The organism is Paenibacillus sp. FSL H7-0350, assembly GCF_038593195.1.
Classification (GTDB): domain Bacteria; phylum Bacillota; class Bacilli; order Paenibacillales; family Paenibacillaceae; genus Paenibacillus_AQ.
The window spans coordinates 6887948-6909425 of record NZ_CP151972.1 but is presented as its reverse complement, the minus strand read 5'-3'; the positions used below and the strand labels follow the sequence as shown (position 1 = coordinate 6909425).

The 21478-nt window shown below is 45.7% G+C and carries 20 protein-coding genes and 1 pseudogene; 13 read left to right on the top strand and 8 right to left on the bottom strand.

Going from position 1 to position 21478, the window contains the following annotated elements; all coding sequences use genetic code 11:
• Positions 1-71: 71 nt before the first annotated feature.
• Both NYE24_RS30990 and NYE24_RS30985 read right to left on the bottom strand, forming a co-directional pair.
• On the bottom strand, positions 72-1406 hold the full coding sequence (locus NYE24_RS30990) for a DRTGG domain-containing protein (protein WP_036691225.1): 1335 nt from the start codon (positions 1404-1406) through the stop codon (positions 72-74).
• Between the two features lie 227 nt (positions 1407-1633).
• Positions 1634-1918: a hypothetical protein gene (locus NYE24_RS30985; RefSeq protein WP_036691223.1), complete on the bottom strand. Its 285-nt coding sequence runs from the start codon at positions 1916-1918 to the stop codon at positions 1634-1636.
• Positions 1919-2096: 178 nt separating this feature from the next.
• Between NYE24_RS30985 and NYE24_RS30980 the strand changes: the two genes are divergently transcribed.
• A complete protein-coding gene (locus NYE24_RS30980) occupies positions 2097-2678 on the top strand; it encodes a hypothetical protein (RefSeq protein WP_036691221.1) in 582 nt (193 codons plus the stop codon).
• A 218-nt stretch (positions 2679-2896) separates the two neighbouring features.
• Here the strand turns inward: NYE24_RS30980 and NYE24_RS30975 are convergent, their stop codons facing one another.
• On the bottom strand, positions 2897-3238 hold the full coding sequence (locus NYE24_RS30975) for a YlbF family regulator (RefSeq protein ID WP_036691219.1): 342 nt from the start codon (positions 3236-3238) through the stop codon (positions 2897-2899).
• A gap of 327 nt (positions 3239-3565) precedes the next feature.
• On the opposite strand from NYE24_RS30975, the gene NYE24_RS30970 reads away from it, so the two are divergent.
• The 7 genes and pseudogenes from NYE24_RS30970 (at position 3566) to NYE24_RS30940 (ending at position 10500) form a co-directional block, all read left to right on the top strand.
• On the top strand, positions 3566-4933 hold the full coding sequence (locus tag NYE24_RS30970; protein WP_342477469.1) for a YheC/YheD family protein: 1368 nt from the start codon (positions 3566-3568) through the stop codon (positions 4931-4933).
• 10 nt (positions 4934-4943) lie between these two features.
• Positions 4944-6122 (top strand): YheC/YheD family protein, encoded by a 1179-nt coding sequence (locus NYE24_RS30965; RefSeq protein WP_076154977.1) that lies wholly within the window; start codon positions 4944-4946, stop codon positions 6120-6122.
• Positions 6123-7496, top strand: coding sequence for a YheC/YheD family protein (locus tag NYE24_RS30960; RefSeq protein WP_036691216.1), 1374 nt, complete (start codon positions 6123-6125; stop codon positions 7494-7496). It begins immediately after the preceding gene.
• Positions 7493-8605 carry a YheC/YheD family protein gene (locus tag NYE24_RS30955; RefSeq protein ID WP_342477468.1) on the top strand — a complete coding sequence of 371 codons (1113 nt, stop codon included), beginning with the start codon at positions 7493-7495 and terminating at the stop codon, positions 8603-8605. The genes NYE24_RS30960 and NYE24_RS30955 overlap by 4 nt, the downstream gene beginning before the upstream one ends.
• Before the next feature lie 28 nt (positions 8606-8633).
• Positions 8634-9152, top strand: coding sequence for an N-acetyltransferase (locus NYE24_RS30950; RefSeq protein ID WP_342477467.1), 519 nt, complete (start codon positions 8634-8636; stop codon positions 9150-9152).
• A pseudogene (locus tag NYE24_RS30945) lies at positions 9134-9262 on the top strand (YheC/YheD family protein); the annotation flags it as partial. The gene NYE24_RS30950 and the pseudogene NYE24_RS30945, both read left to right, overlap by 19 nt.
• 146 nt (positions 9263-9408) lie before the next feature.
• Entirely contained in the window at positions 9409-10500 is a 1092-nt protein-coding gene (locus NYE24_RS30940; RefSeq protein WP_342477466.1) for a thermonuclease family protein, read from the top strand.
• A 36-nt stretch (positions 10501-10536) separates the two neighbouring features.
• Here NYE24_RS30940 and NYE24_RS30935 read toward each other — a convergent pair whose 3' ends face one another.
• The 3 genes from NYE24_RS30935 to NYE24_RS30925 are packed head-to-tail and all read right to left on the bottom strand — an operon-like array spanning position 10537 to position 11520.
• Positions 10537-11019, bottom strand: a complete 483-nt coding sequence (locus NYE24_RS30935) for a hypothetical protein (protein WP_342477465.1) — start codon at positions 11017-11019, stop codon at positions 10537-10539.
• Between the two features lie 11 nt (positions 11020-11030).
• The gene (locus NYE24_RS30930; protein ID WP_342477464.1) at positions 11031-11330 is read right to left on the bottom strand and encodes a hypothetical protein; all 300 of its coding nucleotides are present in this window, start codon (positions 11328-11330) and stop codon (positions 11031-11033) included.
• Positions 11323-11520: a hypothetical protein gene (locus tag NYE24_RS30925; protein ID WP_342477463.1), complete on the bottom strand. Its 198-nt coding sequence runs from the start codon at positions 11518-11520 to the stop codon at positions 11323-11325. The genes NYE24_RS30930 and NYE24_RS30925 overlap by 8 nt, the downstream gene beginning before the upstream one ends.
• 296 nt (positions 11521-11816) lie before the next feature.
• Between NYE24_RS30925 and NYE24_RS30920 the strand changes: the two genes are divergently transcribed.
• The 5 genes from NYE24_RS30920 (at position 11817) to NYE24_RS30900 (ending at position 16903) form a co-directional block, all read left to right on the top strand.
• Positions 11817-13322 (top strand): cohesin domain-containing protein, encoded by a 1506-nt coding sequence (locus tag NYE24_RS30920; RefSeq protein WP_342477462.1) that lies wholly within the window; start codon positions 11817-11819, stop codon positions 13320-13322.
• A 43-nt stretch (positions 13323-13365) separates the two neighbouring features.
• Positions 13366-14214 carry a hypothetical protein gene (locus NYE24_RS30915; RefSeq protein WP_342477461.1) on the top strand — a complete coding sequence of 283 codons (849 nt, stop codon included), beginning with the start codon at positions 13366-13368 and terminating at the stop codon, positions 14212-14214.
• A 651-nt stretch (positions 14215-14865) separates the two neighbouring features.
• The gene (locus tag NYE24_RS30910; RefSeq protein WP_342477460.1) at positions 14866-15081 is read left to right on the top strand and encodes a DUF3006 domain-containing protein; all 216 of its coding nucleotides are present in this window, start codon (positions 14866-14868) and stop codon (positions 15079-15081) included.
• A 290-nt stretch (positions 15082-15371) separates the two neighbouring features.
• Complete coding sequence (locus NYE24_RS30905) at positions 15372-16355, top strand: hypothetical protein (RefSeq protein WP_342477459.1); 984 nt, start codon at positions 15372-15374, stop codon at positions 16353-16355.
• A 65-nt stretch (positions 16356-16420) separates the two neighbouring features.
• A complete protein-coding gene (locus NYE24_RS30900; RefSeq protein ID WP_342477458.1) occupies positions 16421-16903 on the top strand; it encodes a hypothetical protein in 483 nt (160 codons plus the stop codon).
• 471 nt (positions 16904-17374) lie between these two features.
• On the opposite strand, the gene NYE24_RS30895 is transcribed toward NYE24_RS30900, so the two are convergent.
• A complete protein-coding gene (locus tag NYE24_RS30895) occupies positions 17375-18010 on the bottom strand; it encodes a restriction endonuclease (protein WP_342477457.1) in 636 nt (211 codons plus the stop codon).
• 714 nt (positions 18011-18724) lie between these two features.
• Positions 18725-21175, bottom strand: coding sequence for an N-6 DNA methylase (locus NYE24_RS30890; protein ID WP_342477456.1), 2451 nt, complete (start codon positions 21173-21175; stop codon positions 18725-18727).
• Between the last annotated feature and the right edge of the window lie 303 nt (positions 21176-21478).

Here is a 21478-nt window from a genome sequence, read left to right as displayed (position 1 = left end):
GCAGGACAGCCCTGGTCTATTTAATATTTTGCCTAAAATGAATCTTCGTTCATAGTCACTCACTAATCCCGTTACCCGTGGTCAATCGACTGCAGCATCAGAACGGCCTTGGCAACAATGGTATCCATATAGCTGATCTCGATCTCCAGCTTGCAGGTGCGGCGGCTGATCTCCAGCAGCTTCGGCATGACGGTGATGGAATGCTCAATCTGTACCGGACGGATGAAGTAAGTGGACATATTGTCCAGTACATAGTCGTTCCCGGTGATATCCTTGGCTGCCTTGAAGGCGGACAAAGTCATCAGGGTGGACAGAACCCCTTCCGAGATCGTTCCCAGATCGGTCGCCATCTGCGGGGTAATGAAGCCGTGGAAGAACAGCCTGCCCTCCTCATCCCGCTCATCCGCGAACCCGTTCCAGATCAGATGATCGAACGTCTCTCCCAGTTGCGGCTGATTACTTGCGTCGCGCAGGCTCTGCAGCACTTCACGGCGGGTGACCGATCCTACCAGCTTACGGTTGCGGTCCACAATGGGCAGAAAATCGATCCCCTCCCACATCATAATCTGCGCCGCCGAAGCCAGCGAGGTCTGGAGTGCAGCGGTGACCGGACTGCGCACCATCGCCTTTTCAATAATTTGCCCTTCGCTGAGATCCTCCACATCACGCCGGCCTACAATTCCGATAACCCGGTTCCATTCATCCGTGACCGGGAACCGCTGCTCTCCGCTGGCCAGTGCCAGTTCACGCAGTTCTCCTACGGTGCTGGAGATTTTGAGCGTGTTCAGCCGCAGCTTGCCCTCCACGATATCCTCCACCAGCATTATCTTCTTCTTGATCAGCCGGTCAAAAATCGCGCGGTTAATCATCGAAGCCACCGTAAACGTATCATGTCTGGACGAGATGACCGGCAGGTCCAGCTCATCGGCCAGCGCTTTGACCTCGCGGCTGGTGCCGAAGCCCCCTGTCACAAGCACCCCGGCCCCCTGCTCCAGTGCAAGCGAGTGCACATCATCGCGGTTCCCGACGATCAGCAGGCTGTCGGCATCGATGTACCGGATCATGGCATCGACCTTCATCGCACCGATCACATATTTATGAAGATGCTTGTTCAGACCCTCTGCTCCGCCAAGCACATGTCCTTCAACAATATCCACGACATCGCCGAAGGTGAGCTGCTCGGAAATATTACGCGGCTTCTTCTCCACCCGGACCGTACCAATCCGTTCCTTGGTGATAACGATTCCGAGGTTCTCCGCTTCCTTCACCGCACGGTAAGCCGTACCTTCGCTGACCCCCATCTCCTTCGCCAGCTTGCGGACGGAGATCTTGGTTCCTACCTTCAGACTCTCAATGTGCTGCAGCAGTTGTTCATGCTTTGTGATGTTATCGCCTTGACCTTCCAACTGTTACACCCCCATACCCCGATCTGTACTATTCTGTACCCATTATACATGCTGTCCGCACTGGAGTACAGCAGGTTACACTGTATCTTTCAAAAGTTATGACAGCCGGGAATATATATATAACACCGGGTAACTTACTCCCGGCAGGAGAAGCACGCACAGGTAACCCCCGGTCCGCCGCAACGGCAAACAGGGGGTACTTTTACACCGTCAGCTCTATTCCTGGACTATGATCTCTGCGACACCCGGCCTTCTTCATTCCATTTGCCCTGCCACTGTGCAAGCTTGGCCTTGCGGACAGCATCCAGGCGCTTCTGCTTCTCTTCATCCACACCGATAATGAAATGCAGATGCGAGGCAATGACCAGGAACGCGAAGATACACCAGACGATACCGAAGCCCAGCACCCAGCCGGAGCCATTCTGAACAGACAGCTTCGGCAGCGCGTATAACAGCATGGCCAGGGCAATCAGCAGATACACGGAATGCTTGAATTTACTTTTTTTTCTCATTGCAGGACCGCTCCTTCGCTCTACAGGTTTGTTAGAATGAATCTATATCTCTATTCTATGAACCTGCGGCCGGAAATATGAGACAAGCTGCGTAATTTTTCAGCAGGATGTTAGTGCCTTGTTAGCAGTTTCTATCCTGCATGGCTCGGGTATGAGATGATATATCGCAAAGGAGGGAATGACCTTGAATCCCATTTATAACCAGACCCGTTACATCGCCCGCAAAAAAATATTCTCTGCGCTGGGCGGAAAGCTACATATCTTGGGTGATTCGGGGGAGCTGCTGCTATTCTCGGAAATGAAAGCGTTCCGGCTGAGAGAGGACATTACGCTGTACCCCGACGAGACGATGGGGAGGGAGCTGCTGCGGATCAAAGCGCGCAAGATTCTTGATATCAGCTCAACCTATGATGTGTATGATATGGAGACCGGGGAAACGGTGGGCGCACTCCGCCGCAAAGGCCTGAAATCTCTCATCAAGGACGAATGGGCCATCCTGGACACGCAGGATAACGAGATCGGCACCATTAAGGAGGACAACGCCTTCCTCGCGCTGCTGCGCCGTGCGCTTGCCATTATTCCGCAGAAATACAACTTAGAGATCGGGGGAATGGTGATTCCTGCCTTCCGGCAGAACTTCAATCCGTTCGTTACCAAAATCACTGCCGATTTCTCAATGGACACCCATGGCAAGCTGGACCGCCGTCTCGGGATGGCGGCTACTATTCTGCTCTGTCTGGTGGAGGGCAAGCAGGATTAACGGAATGTAGCTCGCAGTAATTATGGAGCGGCACACTAAAAAAGGGTGATTCCAGAGCCGTATGGCCCTGAAATCACCCTTTTCCTGTATCACAAGTGGAAACGGCATTGCCGTCCTTTTAAAGGACGGTACCGTTTCAGCGAGAAAGATAAGGATAATTATAGCGCGAAGCATATAAATTCTTATCTTTGAACATATCCCCGATGCGGTGCAGGTGCTTATTGAGCGCCGTACATTTGGGACAAGCTGTCTGTGATGATTTTGTTCACATCTTCGATAACCACACTGAGGCGGCGCTCTGCGTCGAACAGACGGCGGATGCCCAGGTTCAGGTTAAGCACCTCAAAGAGCTTCTCCATCTTCTCCATGTCCTCCTGCGGAGGCATGTCCCCGCTCATCATCCGCTGTTGCAGCTCAATCTGGCTCTGGCGGAAGTTATCTAGCATCTGCTTGCTCTCCGGATCTGCTTCGATCACCTTCATTGCACTGGTAATATCCGATACCTCACTGCTGTCCTTAATAGCACGCGCCAATTCATGCGCCTTATCAATCACGTTCATTTTATTTCCTCCTCCAAGTTATGTTCGTCTCTGCTTCGCTTCAAAAGCCCCCGCTCATCCAGCAGGCAGCCCCAGGGGCTGTCTGAGCCCAAATTTGGCAACCGCCATAGTTCTGCCCGGGCATGCCTACTTCCTTCTGTGCTCCCGCCCTCCGGTCCAGACGCGCCTGCCAGCCCCATGGCTACCAGCGATATTAATCCGCCCGGCACGGCTTTTTCGGGAATAGGTCAATCACCAAGGGTCAGATGTCTCCATATGATGAATGATATGTAACCCTCAAGATTCATATTGCCGGCACCATGCTTGCCTACCGGAAGGAGATCCACGATGTCTAAGCTAAAGATCCCGGTTCAAACGGTCCACTCGGGCATCCTGCAGGAAAATGCTGTAATGCTAGGCGACAAATCCATGAAGAGGCTCAAAATACCGGCGCACGGAACCATTCAGCTGAACTTCGGCTCTTTCCGGCAGGAGGTTACTGTAATTCCTGTCCCCAAATCCGACAGCCTGCGTGTAAGTGAGGCACTCGGCCGGCGGCTTGGCTTAAGACAGCGCTTGACGCTTAACGCTTCCTACAGCACCGGCAGCCGCATTCTGCGTCTGGGACCGATGATTGGCGTCCTGGTGAGCCGGGACCATCCCGAACAGCCGGAGCGGGTCTTCGGCCAGATCACCATGTTCTGCCGGGAGCTAACTCATGCCTGCCATGCACAAGGCGCCTATGTCTATTTCTTCACCCCGGAAGCGCTGGAATCACGCACCACTACCATCCAGGGCTGGGTCTACGATGAGGGCTGGCGGAAGCTGAGTCTTCCTGTTGCCGATGTGATCAACAATCGGCTGACCACGCGAAAGGTAGAGAATAAACCTAGCGTACAGCATTTTTTGGCAGATGTAAAATCCCGCTATGGAACCCACTTCTTCAACGAAAAGTTCCTAGACAAGACAGAGGTATTCGAGGCACTGGCCCAGGACCCCGCCCTGCAGCGGTATTTACCTGAATCGCATGCCCTGAACGGCTTCGCCATATTGAAAAGGATGTGCAGCAGCTACCCCAGCGTGTTCCTGAAGCCGGTACGCGGCAGCCTGGGCAAAGGCATTCTGCGCATTTCCAAGGAGGAAGGCGGCGGTTACCGGCTGCTGTCCACCACTGCGATGGGCACACGTAAGCAGAGCTATACCAGTCTGGCGAAGCTTTTTGGGTCCATTGCCCCCAAGATGAAAACCACCCGCTTCCAGATCCAGCAAGGTCTCTCCCTGATGGAGCTGGGACGGCGGCCGGTCGATTTCCGGGCCCTGGTGCAGAAGAACGGCACCGGCAAATGGAGCGTCACCTCCATTGTGGCCCGGACCGCCGGAAGTAATCATTTCGTCTCCAATCTTGCCCGCGGCGGCACGCTCAGTACAGTCAAGGAGGCTGTCGGCAAAAGCAGTCTTCCCGCTGGTGTCAAAGAAAGCACCCAGGTTCAGCTGCCCAGAGCGGCGCTGGCCATTGCAAGAGGGGTTGAGACTTATATTCCCGCCCATTTCGGGGAGCTCGGCATCGACCTCGCGCTTGACCAGTCCGGCCGAATCTGGCTGCTGGAGGTCAACTCCAAACCGTCCAAGAACGACAATACACCGCTGAATGACCAGAAAATCAGACCCTCAGTCAAACAAATGATTCTATACTGCCGCTATCTGGCCGGGTTATAAGGAGGACATCATGACCACAACAGCAATGGGGTTCCTTGGCATTATGACAGGCCGTCGCCACGGGATTCCTCCCATCGCAGAGCCGGAGTTCTGCAGTCAGCTCTGCCGGGCGGCCCCGCTGTATGATCTGAAGGTCCTGATCTTTCATCCGGAGGGGGTAGCGGCGGACGGCTCCTATGTCAGCGGATATCAATGGCAGAACGGACAATGGGAGCCTGTGCAGGCTCCGCCGCCCGACATTCTCTATAACCGCTGCTTTTACCGGTCACCGGAGGAGAAAAGAACTGCAGCGGCGGCTCTGTCTGTATTGACCCGCTGTCTGCCCTGGTCACGCGGACTTCCTGATAAATGGGGAGTCTACGAGATACTGCGGCGCAGCCCCGCCGCCGCTGCCCTGCTGCCGGAGACAGAGAACTACAGCAGCCGCGAAGCGCTTGGAAATATGCTCGCCGGAAGGGAATACGGAGTTTTTCTGAAGCCCAGAACCGGCTCCCACGGCAAACGCACCATACACGCTGTACTGCTCGGCAGACGCGAAGGCGGCGGAGTGAAAGTGCGGGGCAGAGACAGGAATAACGAACCTTTTCAATATGTTTTCGGTACGCTGGACGAAGGTCTGGACTGGATCGGCCGCTTCATCGGCCAGCACCGCTACATCATACAGCCTTACCTGCATCTCACCGGCAGCGGAGGACAGCCGTTCGATGTACGTGTGCTGATGCAGAAGAATGGCACTGGTGCCTGGACCCTGACCGGCATGGCCGTCCGGCTCGGCACCCGGGGATCACTGACCTCCAATCTGCATGGCGGAGGCACGGCCGTTCCCGCCCTCCCTTTCCTGCTGGATGAATATGGCGGGGCAGGTCGCGAGCTGCTGGAGGAGCTGACTCAGGCATCTGCACTCCTGCCTCCGCTGCTGGAAGAATCCTGCGGCAGACTCGGGGAGCTGGGCCTTGATTTTGGCATCGATGCCGGAGGAAGAATCTATCTGCTGGAAGCTAATTCCAAACCAGGGCGCACGGTGTTCCGGCTGACGGGCGACCGCCGGGCTGCTAGACTCGCTGCCGAGAACCCGCTGCGCTATGCGCGCCATCTGCTGCTTACATCAAGCAGCCACCACAAGCTGTCTCACGGGCAGCTTCGTTCACACGGGAGAATGATATCTATGGTTCCAAAGGAGGATTCATAAATGGGTCTCACTTTTTGCAATGTACATTTCACCAAGCAGCCTGATCGAGTAGTATATGTCTCGGGTGAACTGATGAGAAGCCTGAAATTATCCGGCAAGAAAAATATCCGCCTGCGCCTCGGAAAAGATGCCATCCCCGCCATGATCAAGCCGATCAAGCGTGCCGGCAAGCATCTCTTCCTGGCCTCAGGCGTCAAAAGCGCCATCAAGGTCCCGAAGTCCGGTGGCATCTACCTGCGCAATCTGCAGAATGACGAGGTGCAGCTCGGACCGCTGGTCGGCGTGCTCTCAGATGGACCCGCTTCTGCTGGGCAGCCCTTCGGCTCCCGCACCGGCTTCATCAAGCAGCTGCTGCGCGAAGGCAGCAACAAATGCTACATCTTCGCCTTCATGCCTCGGGATATCGACTGGCAGCAGGAGCAGGTCAACGGATATTTCCTGACGGCAAGCGGCCGCTTCGAGCGCAAGCTGGTGCCCCTGCCGGATGTAGTCTATAACCGCCTGCCCAGCCGCAGAGCCGAGACCTCCCCTTACATCAACCAGCTGCGCGAGCGCTTTGGACGCAAGAAGATTCCTTATTTCAACTGGAGCTTCTTCAACAAATCGGATATCTACAAGCTGCTGGAGAATGACGGGGCAGCGAACCGCTTCGTGCCTGAAACGCACAGTAATCCAAGCTCCGAACAAATGCGGGATATGCTGGACCGTCACCACTTCGTCTACTATAAACCCTCGGCCGGCAGCCTGGGACACGGCATCTACCGGCTGACCTACCTGCCAAAAAAAGGGTATTTCGCCCGGTACCGCAAGAGCGGCAAGAACGTGCTGCTGCGCTTCACCAGCTTCGACAGCCTGATGCGGATGCTGCGGGGCCGCCATGGACAGAGCATGCAGAACTATGTGGTCCAGCAAGGTATCCGTCTCATTGAGATTGACAACTGCCCAATTGATTTCCGCTTCCATATGCACAAGAACGGCAGCAATCAATGGGTCGTCGTCGGCATCGGGGCCAAAAAAGCCGGACGGGGCAGTGTCACCACCCATCTGAAGAACGGCGGAGCGCTACTGACCCCGCAGCAGGCCCTCGGCCGTGTGTTCGGGGCCAGATCGGATGAAGTACTCCAGCGCGCCAAAACCACTGCCGTCAAGCTCGCAGAATCTCTGGAGATCCAGCACCGCCATCTGCTCGGCGAGATCGGATTCGACCTCGGTATTGATCAGGATGAGGATATCTGGATGTTCGAGGCTAATGCCAAACCGGGACGCTCTATCTTCCGCCACCCCTCCCTGCGCGCTGAGGGCAAAGCTTCCATTGAGCACATCCTGGAGCATTGTCTGTATCTCAGCAAATTCCGCAGGAGGGATGACTTGTGAATAGCCGGATACCCGATCCCAGCAAGCCTGTAATCGCCATTCTCACCACCAGTGACCGGCTTCAGCAGTTCCGCGGCAACCGCAGTAACTTCCGCGACATTATCCGTACCGGTAGAGAAATGGGCTACCTCGTCTATGTCATCACGGTCCGAGACCTGAAGCTGAATGAACAGATTGTGACCGGCTACGTGCCGTCCGCCAGCGGGAAGCTCTGGTATGCCATTCCGGTTCCGCTGCCCCAGGTCATCTATAACCGTATTCCTAACCGCGAGGAAGAGGAGAAGACACAGGTCGTGCACAAAATTGCCGAGTGTCTGGAGCATCCCGAAATCTCGCTGTACAATCCGAGCTTCTTCAATAAATGGAATCTCTTCGAGTGGCTCAAGGAATCCAAGGCCACCTCAAGGCATGTGCCAAAAACCCGCCGCCTGCGCAGCGCAGCGACCCTTACCGCGATGCTGAAGAATCATGAGAGCCTCTATCTCAAGCCGGAGAAGGGCAAGGCGGGCAAAGGGATCATGCGGCTGAGATACCGCCCGGACACTCTGCTTCCCTACCGGCTGCAGATTCAGAGCGGCAAAAGAAACACGACCTACAAGGCCGCATCCGTAGAACGGCTCTGGGCCCGGATCGGCCGGGAAAAAGGGGCCGCCCGCTACATTGTCCAGCAAGCCATCGTGCTTGCCGGACACCACGGCCGCCCCTTCGATCTGCGGGTGCTGCTGCAGAAGAACGGCCGGGGCGCCTGGGCGGTAACCGGCATCGGTGCACGGCTGGCCGGGGCCCGCAGCATCACCACCCATGTGCCGCGCGGCGGCAGCATTGAAGACCCCTCCAGCATGCTGGAGGGAACCTTCGGGCCAGAGCAGGCGGAAGCTATCCTGAAGAATGTCTCTACCACGGCGCTGCTGGTTGCCCGGCAGATTGAGCGGGCTTCTTCCAGCATGCTGGGCGAGATGTCGATGGATCTCGGGGTCGATGAAGAAGGCGGAGTATGGTTCTTTGAAGCCAATTCCCGCCCGATGAAATTCGACGAGCCGGCGATCCGCAAGCTGTCACTCGAACGTATTTTTCAATATGGCAATCATCTGTCCCGCCAATCCAAATAATCCATTACCCGTCAAAGGAAGTGACACCATGCAGATATCCTCACTCTATGACAGCAATCCCGTACAGTGGGAATCCAGGCGAAACGGATTGCTTGAGTTCCTGAGGGAGTATGGGGAGCAGCGGATTACACTTCGCGGATGCAGGAGGCTGGCCCGGCTGACACCGGATCAGCTCGCCCTGCCGGGGGTCTCCCTGCTCGTTGCCACTGTGCGGGGTCAGAACGGCCGCCAGCTCGCAGGCGTCAGCTTCGTGTCCGGCTTCGGCAAGGAGGCCTGTGTAGTCGCCGTTCATCCCCTGTACCGGAACAGGCATACGGGCACAGCCCTGCTTGCTGCACAGCTGGAGCGCCTTGGGCAGCTGGAATGCCATGTCGCCTGCGACAATGCAGCCAGCCTCAAGATGTGCTTCAACAGCGGGCTTGCCGCTGTTGACCTGGTTAACGGCCCTACAGGCAAGCCCACCCTGCTCCTGCGTTCCCCGGGGAGCGCAATTGATCCCGCCATTCTTCCGCAAGGAGGTGAACTCCTGTGCCAGAGCCCGTCCTAGGCATCCTCACCCTGTATCTGAACGACGCCAAGCAGCTCGAAGAGAAGAGTGTATACCGGAGGATGATTATAGAAGGCAGCCGGATGGGATTGGATGTCTTTGTGTTAACACGTTCATCATAGACGTTAGAAGATAATTGCCTTGGTTAATCACTGATGGGGTTCTGTTGCCCAATGAAAAATCCCTCTATTACAGTATTTACATATCATTGTATATTACCGATAGTTCCTAAGTAGAAATGCAAAGGGGGATTTAAATGTTTAGATCAAAAAAGTTTCAAATTTTCATCGGAATCGTTGCTTTATTAGAAATAGTTATTATTACAAGCATGTCCTTGAGAGAAGCCTTTGGGATGAATTTTCTTCTTGCATCAATTGCTGTGATTATTTTTTGGTTCTTCGGCATGTTTAAGCCGACCATTGTTCGCTGGGGAAATCGAAAAACAATCACCAAATATTCTGCTGTTATGTTTATTATTTTGTTCCTGATTGCAATTCCAAAAGCTTCTTTCTCAGAACAAGCCACTGATCAGACTGAGAGACACACAGAAGTTCTTGATAGTTATGTGCTTAAATCTGAAATAACTCAGAAGAATGCTGAACTTGCCAGTTTGTCTATGGATGCAAAAGCCATTGAAGCAAAGGTTACTGCCGTCACTGATGGTGATACCTTTACAGTTAACCTAAATGGAAAGTCTGAAAAGGTCCGTCTTATTCTCATTGATACTCCCGAGACAAAACATCCGAGTAAACCTGTACAGCCATTCGGCCCAGAGGCAAGTGAGTTTACATCAAAACTTCTTACAAATAAAACAGTGAAACTTGAATTCGATGTATCTGAACGTGACCAGTACGGACGCATTCTTGCTTACGCCTATGTCAATGATGAAATGGTCAATGAATTGCTGCTGGAGAAAGGTCTTGCGCGGGTTGCTGTCTTTCCACCGGATGTGAAATATGTAGATGAGTTCCGAAAGATCCAGAAGAAAGCCCAGGCAGCAAGGCGGGGGATTTGGAGTATAGAAGATTACGCTACCGACAAGGGATTTGATGATGCCGTTGTAGCGAAGGCAACTGTCAAGCCAACTGCAACAGTCAAACCATCGCCTAAGCCCACAGCCACACCCAAGCCTGTGCCAGTCCAAACCAAAAAGCCTACACCTACCAAAAAGCCAACTCCGGCACCTACTAAAAAGCCGAAGCCAAAAGCAACCCCACAACCAGTTCAAGATGTTTACTACAAGAACTGTTCTGCCGTGAGAGCAGCCGGTGCTGCCCCTATCTATGCGGGCGAACCAGGATACTCCAAAAAACTTGATCGAGACGGTGACGGCGTAGCATGTGAATAAAAAAAATTAACCCCGGGTTCACTATCCGGGGTTTTGTTATGTAGTGAAGCCGTTTTTTATTATGTTCCCTAACTCTGCTGTATACATAGTCAGTCTTAAGTTGATCTCAGTGCGCATCACATCACGAGTCAGACCGAAACGTTCCTGATAACCTCTACAGAAAACTTTATGGTATATGATAAACTCTTCCTGCTCATCCGCAATAAATCGGATATTTCTCTTCTTCAACTCTTTCAGCAACTGATGGGTATCTTTCATAACACGCTGCTGGATCGCCTCCCCGGCCATCCGATAGGCCCGCTTAAGGATGCTGCCAGAGTGATCCAGCTCCCGCAGGCTCTTAGTAACCATCGTATCTATATGAGGCAACAAGATCAGATCCCGGATCATGGTCCGCTCTTCAGTAGTTAGCATCTTTTTGCTGCTGGACGCTGCCCGCTCCGCTCCCTCGTACTGCTTCACATGCTCGGTCATTAGCATTTTGTTCTTCCATCGTTCATTGCCATCCAATTTACTCATAATGCAGCCCCCTAATGGTATAGCCAGTAATCAGCATTACCGCCACGCCCGCCGCCTTGTGTGCCTTTCTGCGGCCCCGAATCTAGTTGTATGTTGCGCTCCCAAATCTCAAGGACTACGGCTGTCTCAATAGGCTTGCCTACTTCCCACTCTATATAATGTTCCGCAGCCAGGGCTTTAAAACCTTTGATGATCTCCGGTGGCCTGCGCCCGCTTAATCGCCCTAGTTCCCGGATCGAGGGCATACGCTTAAAATGGTATTTAAATTGAACGATGATCCGCAGCAGCTTACGCGGAGTGTCGTCAAGCATGCCGCCGCTCCTGTAATGGTCGCCATGAGAGTATGTTTGCTGCCAAAAACACGCGCGACGCGCCGGTAGACAGGCATTTGGCACGGATTCGGCCATCACGGATACCATTCACTTCAATCTTCCGCTGCGTAATATTGCCCGCTTTGTCCAGATATATGATTTCAATAGTCTGACCAATGCTCATTCTCATGGCTGATCGCCTCCGATATAATAGGAACGTTTGTTTGCATTATAACCAAACAAACGTTCCCCAATCAATCATGATTACATGCCTATCTTCCCATAATTATGTACTTTTAATGTCTTTAATCTATATATCCCAAATATAAGAATTTTTGTTTAGACATATACCAATTATTGTCTTAGGATAACTAGGCTATATGAATACACATTATTCTACGAAAGGGGAAATCATATTATTAACTAATTAGTACATAAAGAAGCTTTTTTGATTGTTGAATTAAAAATTATTGTGAGGTGTGTTAATTGAAAAAGGTACTATTTATAATTTTGTGTTCAATTTTTGTTTTTCCTGCTTCATCTTTTGCTTATTTCAACAGTAGTGGTACTAACGAGAATGTTTATTACGATTTCGGTCAGGCCTTTGACAATGTCACGTCTGTCACCATAAGGAGCAGCGGATCAATTGCCGTCTCTTTGCTTAATGTTCAAAATTCAACAATTTGGAGTGAATCTGTTCCAGTTTCATCTACTTTAAAAGACACTACTTATACATTTAGTCCGGCGATTAATAATGTTAAGGTTTTCAGCGCATTTTTGACAAATCCGTCAACTGTCACTAATGTCTCAATTTTTAACGGTAGCACTCTTTTAAAATCATCGGGTGATTATTTCACGAAAACAAAACCTGATCCTAGTCCAACACCAACGCCCGCACCAACACCCGCAGGGTTGTTACGAGGCTTGCCTCTGAATACCTATTCTTCGAACGGTAGCAGTGCTGCATACGGGCAAATAGATTGGACAGATAACAATAACTCTACTTATAAGGGATTGCCTACCAATGGTGGATACATGGAATATGCCTTTGCATCAGCGACAAGCATTAAATCTTACAAACTGTATACGTATAGTCAGTCTAATACTACTTACGAATCACTAAGTGTTGTACTCTACAATGGGGTCAATATTTTGAAAAGTGTAAGTGTCACTAAAATCAATGGTACTGAGGTTGATTTGTCTACAGATAATGTGACGAAAATCAGGGTAGTTAATAATGATTCTTCAAACGTAAATTATATTTCTGAATTTGATGTATTTGGGGTGTTATCAGCGCCCACACCAACAGTAACACCGACTGTAGGGCCAACGGCTACGCCGACGGTAGCACCGACACCAACGCCGACACCTAGCCCAACACCAGCACCGGCATTGAAGCCTACTCTTGATGTAGTCATTGCGCCAGAAAAGATTGGTTTAGGCAAAGAATTTACAGCTGATGTAGCACTGAAAAATGTGAAGGATATTTACGCTGAAGACTTTGAAGTGAAATATGACAAAGAGCACTTGCAGTATCTTGGGTTTGAAGAGGTAATCGGTTATAAGGTATACAATAAACCCGTGGATCAAAACGGTACCGTCCGCTTTGTTGTAGCCAGTCAAGGTGAAGAATACGGCATCAACGAAGACACGGTTATCGTCAAGCTTAAATTTAAGGCAAAAGCCAAAGGCACAGCCGTCGTCGATGCAACCAAAGCGAGGATTGCAGATACCGAAGAGGAATATGATCTTGAAACTGTTAACTGTTTAGAGGACAGCGTCATCATAGAGGCTACTGATGTAAATAAATCGGGGACTTTCACTCTGGTTGACCTTGCAATCGATGCCAGATATTTCAAGTACTTCGCACCCGATGTTGACCCTGTAAAATACAACGCTCAACAAGCCGGTGATGAATATGTGAATGATGACGATCTACTTTTTATAGTAGATCAGATTTTAAACAATCCGGATTACTTGCCTAATTCTTAATTATTGAAATTATAAAGTCTCAATACAAAGGTGGATTTTTCAAATGTCAAAAACAAAAAGAATAATCAGTTCATCCCTTGTGGTCGCATTACTCATTATATTTGTCTCTTCTTTGGTTTGGCCCTCATCATCATATGCATATCCGGATGGCCTTCTAGACAGTAAGATAGTTAATTTACAAACTCCGACTGGCGCTAGTTCAGGAACTACAACCAAAGTTACTGATAATATAGCATCAACATCAGTAGTTTTAAACAGTTCAATAAATGCTGTATATTTTACATTCTCAAAACCGATGAATATATCTGCTTACCAAGTTTCTGCATCAAGTTCCGCTCCAATTGCCAATTATGTTTATGCGATTGATTTTATTGATTCAAATGGTGTCTCCCATGAGATTAGAAAACCTGTGATTGACGGTACGAAACAATCAATTGAAACTGTGCTCAATGTTGTTAAAGTAATCTACGTAAATTATACCTATCAGTCCAATATGAATTTGGCTGAGTTTGATGTATTTGGCGCAGAAACGCCAACGCCAACTGTCGAGCCGATTCTAACACCCGGGCCAACTATTTCACCTGTACCTTCACCAACAGTGGACCCAACTCCAGAACTCACTCCTGTGCCAACATCAACTCCAAACCCTGAGATACCTTCAGGAGCTCGGGCAATTCTCACAATTACTTTAACAACTGGCCTTGATAAAGAATTCGATCTTCCTATTACCGAAGTTAATGCATTCCTCAACTGGTACGACTCAGCGGCCGGATCTACTCGATATGGTATTGATAAGCACAATAACAACAAAGGTCCGTTCAGCAAACGAACAGAATACGTAATACATGATAAGATCCTAACCTTTGAAGTAAGCGAGTATACCGCTCAATAAAAACAAACCCGTCAGGCATATAAGCCCGGCGGGTTATTTTATGTATGCTCTAAATTCAAACCGTTCCCGAACGAAACGGACTCCTGCAATCTTAATAGATTCTGGTGTACCCCTCCCACTATGCCACCATAGTCCATCAGATGGCCGATGAAGTCCGTTTCTTCCCGGTACCTGACTGATACCTGACTGTGCCAGGGAACCACCAAGAAGTCTGTATCACTCTCCAGGACTTTGTATGTGGTACTAATGTAACGTAATCCTTAAGCTGTCCTTACCCATTCATAAAATACACCTTTGCTGGACAAATCGCGCTGCCTCTCCTTGATCAGAGTGGTAGTACCAAAAGGATTTCCTTCTCCACGTTTACAGAAGTCCCCCCTTGCTAGGCAAGGGGGGGACTAAAATGGTTCTACAGGGCTCAAACCTGACCAATCGGTTATGAGTCGACCGCTCTAACCAACTGATATAGAGGAAAGGGTTAACTGCCCTAAACTCTATTAGTGAATCATTGATTTTATTGGGGTTCGGAACTATAAGATAAATTGGATTATAGAGAGTTCGTGACCAAATATGTGACCAATGTGACCTTTTAAATTATTTCATATGAACATAATTAGGGCTGATAACCTTTACTACTAGGGGGGCAGCTAAATGAGGAAAGGAATTGTAGACCGTTTCGAAGGTAAGGATGTTGTTATTGAGTTTGATGGCCAAACTGAGGATATTCTTAGATCGACATTGCCGTTTAAGGTTAAGACTGGGAATACATTAATTTTTGAAGACGAGCAAGGAAGAATAGCTAAGGAAGAAACATTAGCACGAAAGAAAGAAATTGATAATTTGATGGACGAACTGTTTGAAGACTAATCAGTCCCCAGGTTGAAATGAATCGGCTGCGAATAATAATTAACCACAGGACAACATCCTGTGGTTTTGTTGATATGTATTTAATTTTATCTTCTCAGATTTCATATTAATATATGAAGGATCAAAGAGCATTTAATAGAATACAATGGTAAATATTCTATATCCATGAAAAAGAGAACGAAAACGATTGTATTACTGTCATTATGTCATTTTACAATTTTATGTATTACTGGTAGCATTAATTTGGAGGAGGCGAAGCAAACAAACACAATTCGAAGGGAGATTTTAAATTGAAAAAAATTATTCGCAAGGCCCTAACATTATCATTGACAAGTATTCTACTATTTTCTTTTAGCATGGTTGCATCAGCAGATGGAGCTAGTATTTCTAAAATCGAAGGTAATACTGTCCTACTTAATTCCGGCTGGACACAAAAAGAAATAGATGATTTGCTAACGAAAGAAGAAGTTGAAAGGTATACAAATAGCGCATTAGTAGAACAGACCACGCACTATGTTAAGCAAACAGTAAACGTGGATGTACAAGAAAATGGTCAGACATTGACTCAAGGATTGACCCCGACGATTACACCTATAGAGGGTACAGAAAAAGTAGTACCTTTGAGTGAAGATGAATTTTACCAGGAAGTAGCAGAATATAATGTAGCACAAAATGAAAAACAAACTCTTCCAAAGTTAAGAATGATAGAACAACAAGAAGTAAACATTCAAAATTCAAGCGTAGATTATGTTACTGACGATGGCTATATGAAATATACTATGCAAGCTTTTAAAGTGGGGACAAATGATTATCAGCTTAACCTACGATTTGAATGGGTAATAAGTCCCTCTCAAAGAGGAATTGATATCTTAGCACTAGGACATGGTCCGCAGTTAGTACAGTCTGGAAATCAGAGCAATGTCATATTCACAGCTGCATATGATGCAGTTAGTAGCGGGCAAACATTTACTGGGCTGCCTATACCTCGTGAAAATACAGTTGCTGATCCTGGCGGCACAGCAATAACCTTTGAACTTCCCACCTCCTCTCTAAATTTTGCAGCATATAACTTTAGAGGCTATATGAGTTACCATGCACAAAAAGGGAATACTAACGATACAGCAGTTGGGATAAATGGATACTATAAGCATAAAGTTTCATCACTTTCTGTAGCACCTGCAATAGCTTGGCCATTAGGTGGAGCGTTAACTATTTCATCAGCGAGTACTTATGTAACTGAAAATCCACCTCCATACTTCTCTTTTGGTTTATAATTTATGCTAAGATTAGAACATACGAGTTTTTTGTATGTTCTAATCTTTTTTTGAGAGGAGATATAATGAAACATAAAAGAATAAGCTTACTTGTTCTGGTTGTAGGTATGCTCTTTGTAGGATTTCTGGCTATACGTTATTTCGGGTGGACAAACAATCCTGAAGAAGCATCTATGCCTGAACCAAATATTGAAGTTCAAACGAAGATAGTGGAAGGCGTAACTTTTGCCTTACGAAATGCCAATTATGCTGAAAATGAAATTAAGGTTGGTTACGAGGTAAATGGAATTGCTATTATCAAGGATTATAATATAATCTGCAAATTCTATAATAATGGGAAAGATATAACAGACTCAAATACATCTGGCGGGGGATTAGTAAGTTTAGGCGATAAGCATTATTACCTGACAGGCATAGAGAAAGTTAGCAATGATGCTCTGCCCGATCCGCTAAGCTTAACGGTCGAGATAACGGCGGTACCTTCTGATTCCCGCTTAAACCATATTACTGCATCATTTGACTTGTCCTTAAATAAAGAAAAGAATTAAATTCACAGTGTATGAGGAGTAAATATTCTTAGAAATTAACCCCAGGAGATCATCCTGGGGTTTTGTTATGTAGCTTTGTTCATTTGGATACTTTAGCTCTCTCTTTTAAAAGTCCCTCAACCTCACTTACGTATCGCGTCAGCTGCAGAACCTCTCAGTTCGCATTACTTCCGCGTCATGAAAAAAAACAGTTCCTTATAACCTCTGCAATAATATTGGTGATGAACAATAAACTTCGTTTGATCATCCTCTCCCAAGACTCGAATGTCGCGTTGTTTCGATTCCAGGCGTAACTAGTTTAAATCCCTTATAATCTGGTTTAGTACGTTCTGCCTTGCAATAAGGCACTCTTTATTGGTTGGGACTCGGTCCGGCTCCAGACGAAACCACACTCACACCTTGGATTAAGATTGCGTTGCCGCTAGAATATCCTTATCTCACTCCAAGACCTTGTATGTAGTGCTCATATATTCACTTCCTTTGCTGCTCAGCTAAAATTCGTTTCTCAGCTTTAAGATCCTTCTTGATTACTTTATCTCCATTCATGTAGTTATCCCAGGAATCAAAAATCATATGTGCATCTGCTTCTATGATATCCTTCACCTTATCGATCTGTCTCGTCTTAAATAAATCCATAATTACAATAAGATCATTTCTATTATGAAGTTTCACACCGTTATACCCAGCAAGTTCTTCGCATGCAACTGTATATTGATTTGATGCGATCACCATAGCCTTCTTGGCTCGGTAATACCTCATTGAGCTATACACCTCTTGTACAGCACCTAGCCCTACCGAATAGGAATAACGTTTTGCTTGAACTACATTTCGATACCCGTCTCGATCAGTAAAAACTAAATCAGTCCCGAAATCTCTGCTTCCTTGAGTCTTATATGCGTCCTTATATCCCAAGGCCAAAAACAACCGGTATAAGTATTCCTCAAACTCCGACCCATCTGCCATTCGATCAATATCTTTTATTGTAATTTTCAATGGATCAATAATTTCATTATATGAGTACTGTGGTTTCTTCTTAGACAAAGTAAATAGCACTATACCAGCAACAATGATTACGATAAGTATTGCTGCATTAAAAATCCCAAGCAAATTTAATCCCCCTAAATATCATTTTACCGACATTACAATCTCCTTCCAATATAAATGATTTGGAACATTATGTATATATAGTTAAAGAAAACTTCCCTTAGCGCAAGAAATACCCTACCAATAATGGCAGGGTACGGCACTTCCGTTGTATCTATTTCACTTGACTGCAACAATGTGTAGAGGCTATTGACAAACGTTGATCTATTCTAAATTTCATGCACTGATGTTGATGAAGGCTCCCCCAAGGCCCACGCATTACGAGTGCGACCCAGCATAGATTTATAAGGTTTTCCTGGGGTCTGTTGGGCAATAAATCGCGTGTTTTAAGCGTATAGTTACCTCTATAGTTTTGTTGATATTTGGTTGTTGTTAGAAGATTGGTTAGAAGTTTTGTTAAAACGGAAATGCTACCTTAGCACCGCCTCCCCGCTGGAGTAATACTGAGTATTTGGCCAGCATATCACTTCTTCCTAAATCTCCTTATACATGGGTGTCCTTGTGTAAACATGTTTATTATAGACGTACCATTTGGATCTACCTTTCATTACCTGCTGTGTCTTTTCTTTCTTATCCTTCTAAGATTAATGCATTTCCCGTTGCTCTTATCTCGCTACTAATGGACACTCTACCCTAGGTAGCCTTTTTATTTAAAAAAGTACAAGGCTGTTTTTTAGTTAACTTCAACCATAATCGGTCTTTGGCAAATAACAAGCACTAATTTTGAGGTTCAACAGTAAAATCTAGAAATTCTTTATTTTTAGTTATTATTAGATTTTTTATATAATGTTCCATGTATTCATAGTCAGGTTCATCTTTCTTATTTACTGGAAGCATTATTTTCTCTCTTGAGATACGAGTATCATTAATTTCTCTGTTGAAATTGTACTTTTCAGTAAGTCGGTTTGTCATTGTCGCAATAAAAAGATAAATATATTTATTCATTTCTTTATTTTTCAAGTGTGTGATATGGTCGCTTGCAATAAATTCAAAAGGTTGATAAAAGCTTGAACCTACACTTCCACTATTGGCTATAGTTAAACAATTGGAGAATCGTCTGACTTTTTCAGCATTAGAAATAAAATTATCCACCCCATTATTTAGCGCAGTTGAAGATATATATGGAATATCACCGGAAGTTTGATTTTCTTTTGTAAGTCTTTTCCCTCTTTGAATTGTTTCAAATAAATTTGTAATATAAAATTCTTTCCAATTTATCTCATTAATTAAAGGTATTCCCTTATATCTAATACTTGGTATTGTATCTTTAGTAGTATCAAATAGATACTTTCTTCCTTGCATTATCATTGAAAATTCAAAAGATAGGTATTTTCCAACAGATTGATCAAACTCATCGTCACTTGGAATATCATCATTAAAATAGTAGAAGCTATGAAGCCATTCATCTGTTGCTTCCACTGTTGTCTTTACGCAAAATTTTGTTTCTGTCACTATTCTGTCAAACCAAACATCTAATAAATGTTGTTTTTTATCAATTGCTGATTCTGTTTCTACTAAACCAATATGTGGACTAACTTTGAAACCATCATTTTTAAAATCAATAAATTTACATTCTTTATCTTTAGGATGTGGTTCTCCGGCAGTAAAGACAACAATGCAAGGCATAACACCAACACTATAAAAAGTATCTTTATTTAGCGTAATCACACCTTCTAATGTATGGTACTTCAAGATGTTTTCTTTAATGCTTTGTTCTTCATTCGTTTTACCAGTTATTGAAGATTGAGGAATTATAACTACGCATTTAGCACCAACTGATAATGAATTTAATAAGTGTTCAGTAAATGCTAATTCATACAAGTCTGCATTTTGTTTAGATCCTTGTGAGTAAGGCGGGTTCATCATACCTACTGTAGCTTGTTTTAACTGTAATTTATTTGAATCTTTTTTTAGGAAGTCATCATTTATAAGATTACTTTTACCATCACCTCGTAATATCATATTTGTAGTTGCTATTGTAAACATATATGGTTGTAATTCAAACCCATGAAGTTGTTTTTGTTTAATATTCCTTCTTTCTGTTTCATTGCTAGTTTTTCCTAGCATATTGTGCATAGCTGCTATAAGAAACCCAGCAGTTCCACAGCAAGGGTCAAAAACAATGTCACTTGGCTTTAGTTCAACTAAATCGCAAAATAACTCCGTTATGTGTTTAGGAGTAAGTACAATTCCTAAAGTCTGACCATCACCACCTGAGTAAGACATAAACTCCCCATAAAATCGTCCTAAATAGTCTTCAGCTGATTTAGTATATCTAATGCTTTTATAGATCTTTTCATTTAGGAATTCTGTATAATGTCTTAATGGAGTTTTTTTTAGCTTATTATTTATCTCATTAAGTATAGGAGTATCTTTAATTATTGCAAATTGACTTAACATTTTATCCTTTTTTACTTCTGGAGATACATTAGCCCTTTTTAAATTTGAATGAATTGCATCATATATCTTCTGTCCATCGCTCTTTACGTCATCGCCTGTTAAATCGTCTATTGTAAAATTTTTAAACTCAGATTCCCTTAATGCCAGCATAATGCCTGAAACAATTAATGGTTTGTCAATATCCTTTAAATTACCATAATTCCGTAGGTCTTCATGTAGAGTTGAAGCATCCCCTAAGATTTCTGCTGTTGCCTTTTCTTCATCAGTATTTTCTTTTAGAACCTCTCTAATATAATATTCATCAATATTAACTAAATTAAATGTAATAAAAGATTCTACTTCAGGTAGTTCTCTATAATACTCAGTTTCATCAATATAAATCGGACTTATTTTATGTTTCTTTTCGTTTCCAGATACTCCGAAAGCTATAATCTTTTTGTACGATGTATACTTAGCCAAATGTTGCCCATAAAATAAGGCACCATTGACAGCATAATTTTTAATATCATTTAGTCTTGTGCTAATTAATCCATTTTCATCTAACTTAAGGTGTTTAGATAAATCAGATTTATCTTCTATTACAATTAGAAAATCCTTTACTACACCAACATATTCAGGAAATCCTACTTTACCAGTTCCGTTTTTAGAGGCCTTTTTTAATGCATTGTCTATTTCTAATATAGAACTACCTTGTGGTTCTAGCTCTAAATTGGCTTCCTTAAGTAAATTGTATACCCACAAATCCGTTAAAACTTCTTTCTTAGCCATACGTACCTCCTAGTATTGATAGCAACTTATTGCAATTATACACTAGCAATTTCTAAACTGTATCTTTTATGATATACATTTTCATACTTACAAACAATAAAATTGGCGATACTCTATGTAGCCACTAATTGGATTTGACGGAGGCTATTTATCAATCTTCTGCATGCAATAGTAACATTACATCAGACCTGTTGATTAACCGAATTATGTAACTGAACTCCCCCTAAGAGGGTTATGTTTTTGAAGCCAAAGTTGAATATTCACAACCCTTTTTCAGATAGCAACTTGCTTAGAAGCAGTAAT

Coding starts and splice junctions, on each gene's coding strand:
- NYE24_RS30985 (WP_036691223.1), bottom strand. CDS start 1,918: ATGAGAAAAAAAAGTAAATTCAAGCATTCCGTGTATCTGCTGATTGCC.
- NYE24_RS30980 (WP_036691221.1), top strand. CDS start 2,097: ATGACCTTGAATCCCATTTATAACCAGACCCGTTACATCGCCCGCAAA.
- NYE24_RS30975 (WP_036691219.1), bottom strand. CDS start 3,238: ATGAACGTGATTGATAAGGCGCATGAATTGGCGCGTGCTATTAAGGAC.
- NYE24_RS30970 (WP_342477469.1), top strand. CDS start 3,566: ATGTCTAAGCTAAAGATCCCGGTTCAAACGGTCCACTCGGGCATCCTG.
- NYE24_RS30965 (WP_076154977.1), top strand. CDS start 4,944: ATGACCACAACAGCAATGGGGTTCCTTGGCATTATGACAGGCCGTCGC.
- NYE24_RS30960 (WP_036691216.1), top strand. CDS start 6,123: ATGGGTCTCACTTTTTGCAATGTACATTTCACCAAGCAGCCTGATCGA.
- NYE24_RS30950 (WP_342477467.1), top strand. CDS start 8,634: ATGCAGATATCCTCACTCTATGACAGCAATCCCGTACAGTGGGAATCC.
- NYE24_RS30940 (WP_342477466.1), top strand. CDS start 9,409: ATGTTTAGATCAAAAAAGTTTCAAATTTTCATCGGAATCGTTGCTTTA.
- NYE24_RS30935 (WP_342477465.1), bottom strand. CDS start 11,019: ATGAGTAAATTGGATGGCAATGAACGATGGAAGAACAAAATGCTAATG.
- NYE24_RS30930 (WP_342477464.1), bottom strand. CDS start 11,330: ATGCTTGACGACACTCCGCGTAAGCTGCTGCGGATCATCGTTCAATTT.
- NYE24_RS30925 (WP_342477463.1), bottom strand. CDS start 11,520: ATGAGAATGAGCATTGGTCAGACTATTGAAATCATATATCTGGACAAA.
- NYE24_RS30915 (WP_342477461.1), top strand. CDS start 13,366: ATGTCAAAAACAAAAAGAATAATCAGTTCATCCCTTGTGGTCGCATTA.
- NYE24_RS30910 (WP_342477460.1), top strand. CDS start 14,866: ATGAGGAAAGGAATTGTAGACCGTTTCGAAGGTAAGGATGTTGTTATT.
- NYE24_RS30900 (WP_342477458.1), top strand. CDS start 16,421: ATGAAACATAAAAGAATAAGCTTACTTGTTCTGGTTGTAGGTATGCTC.
- NYE24_RS30890 (WP_342477456.1), bottom strand. CDS start 21,175: ATGGCTAAGAAAGAAGTTTTAACGGATTTGTGGGTATACAATTTACTT.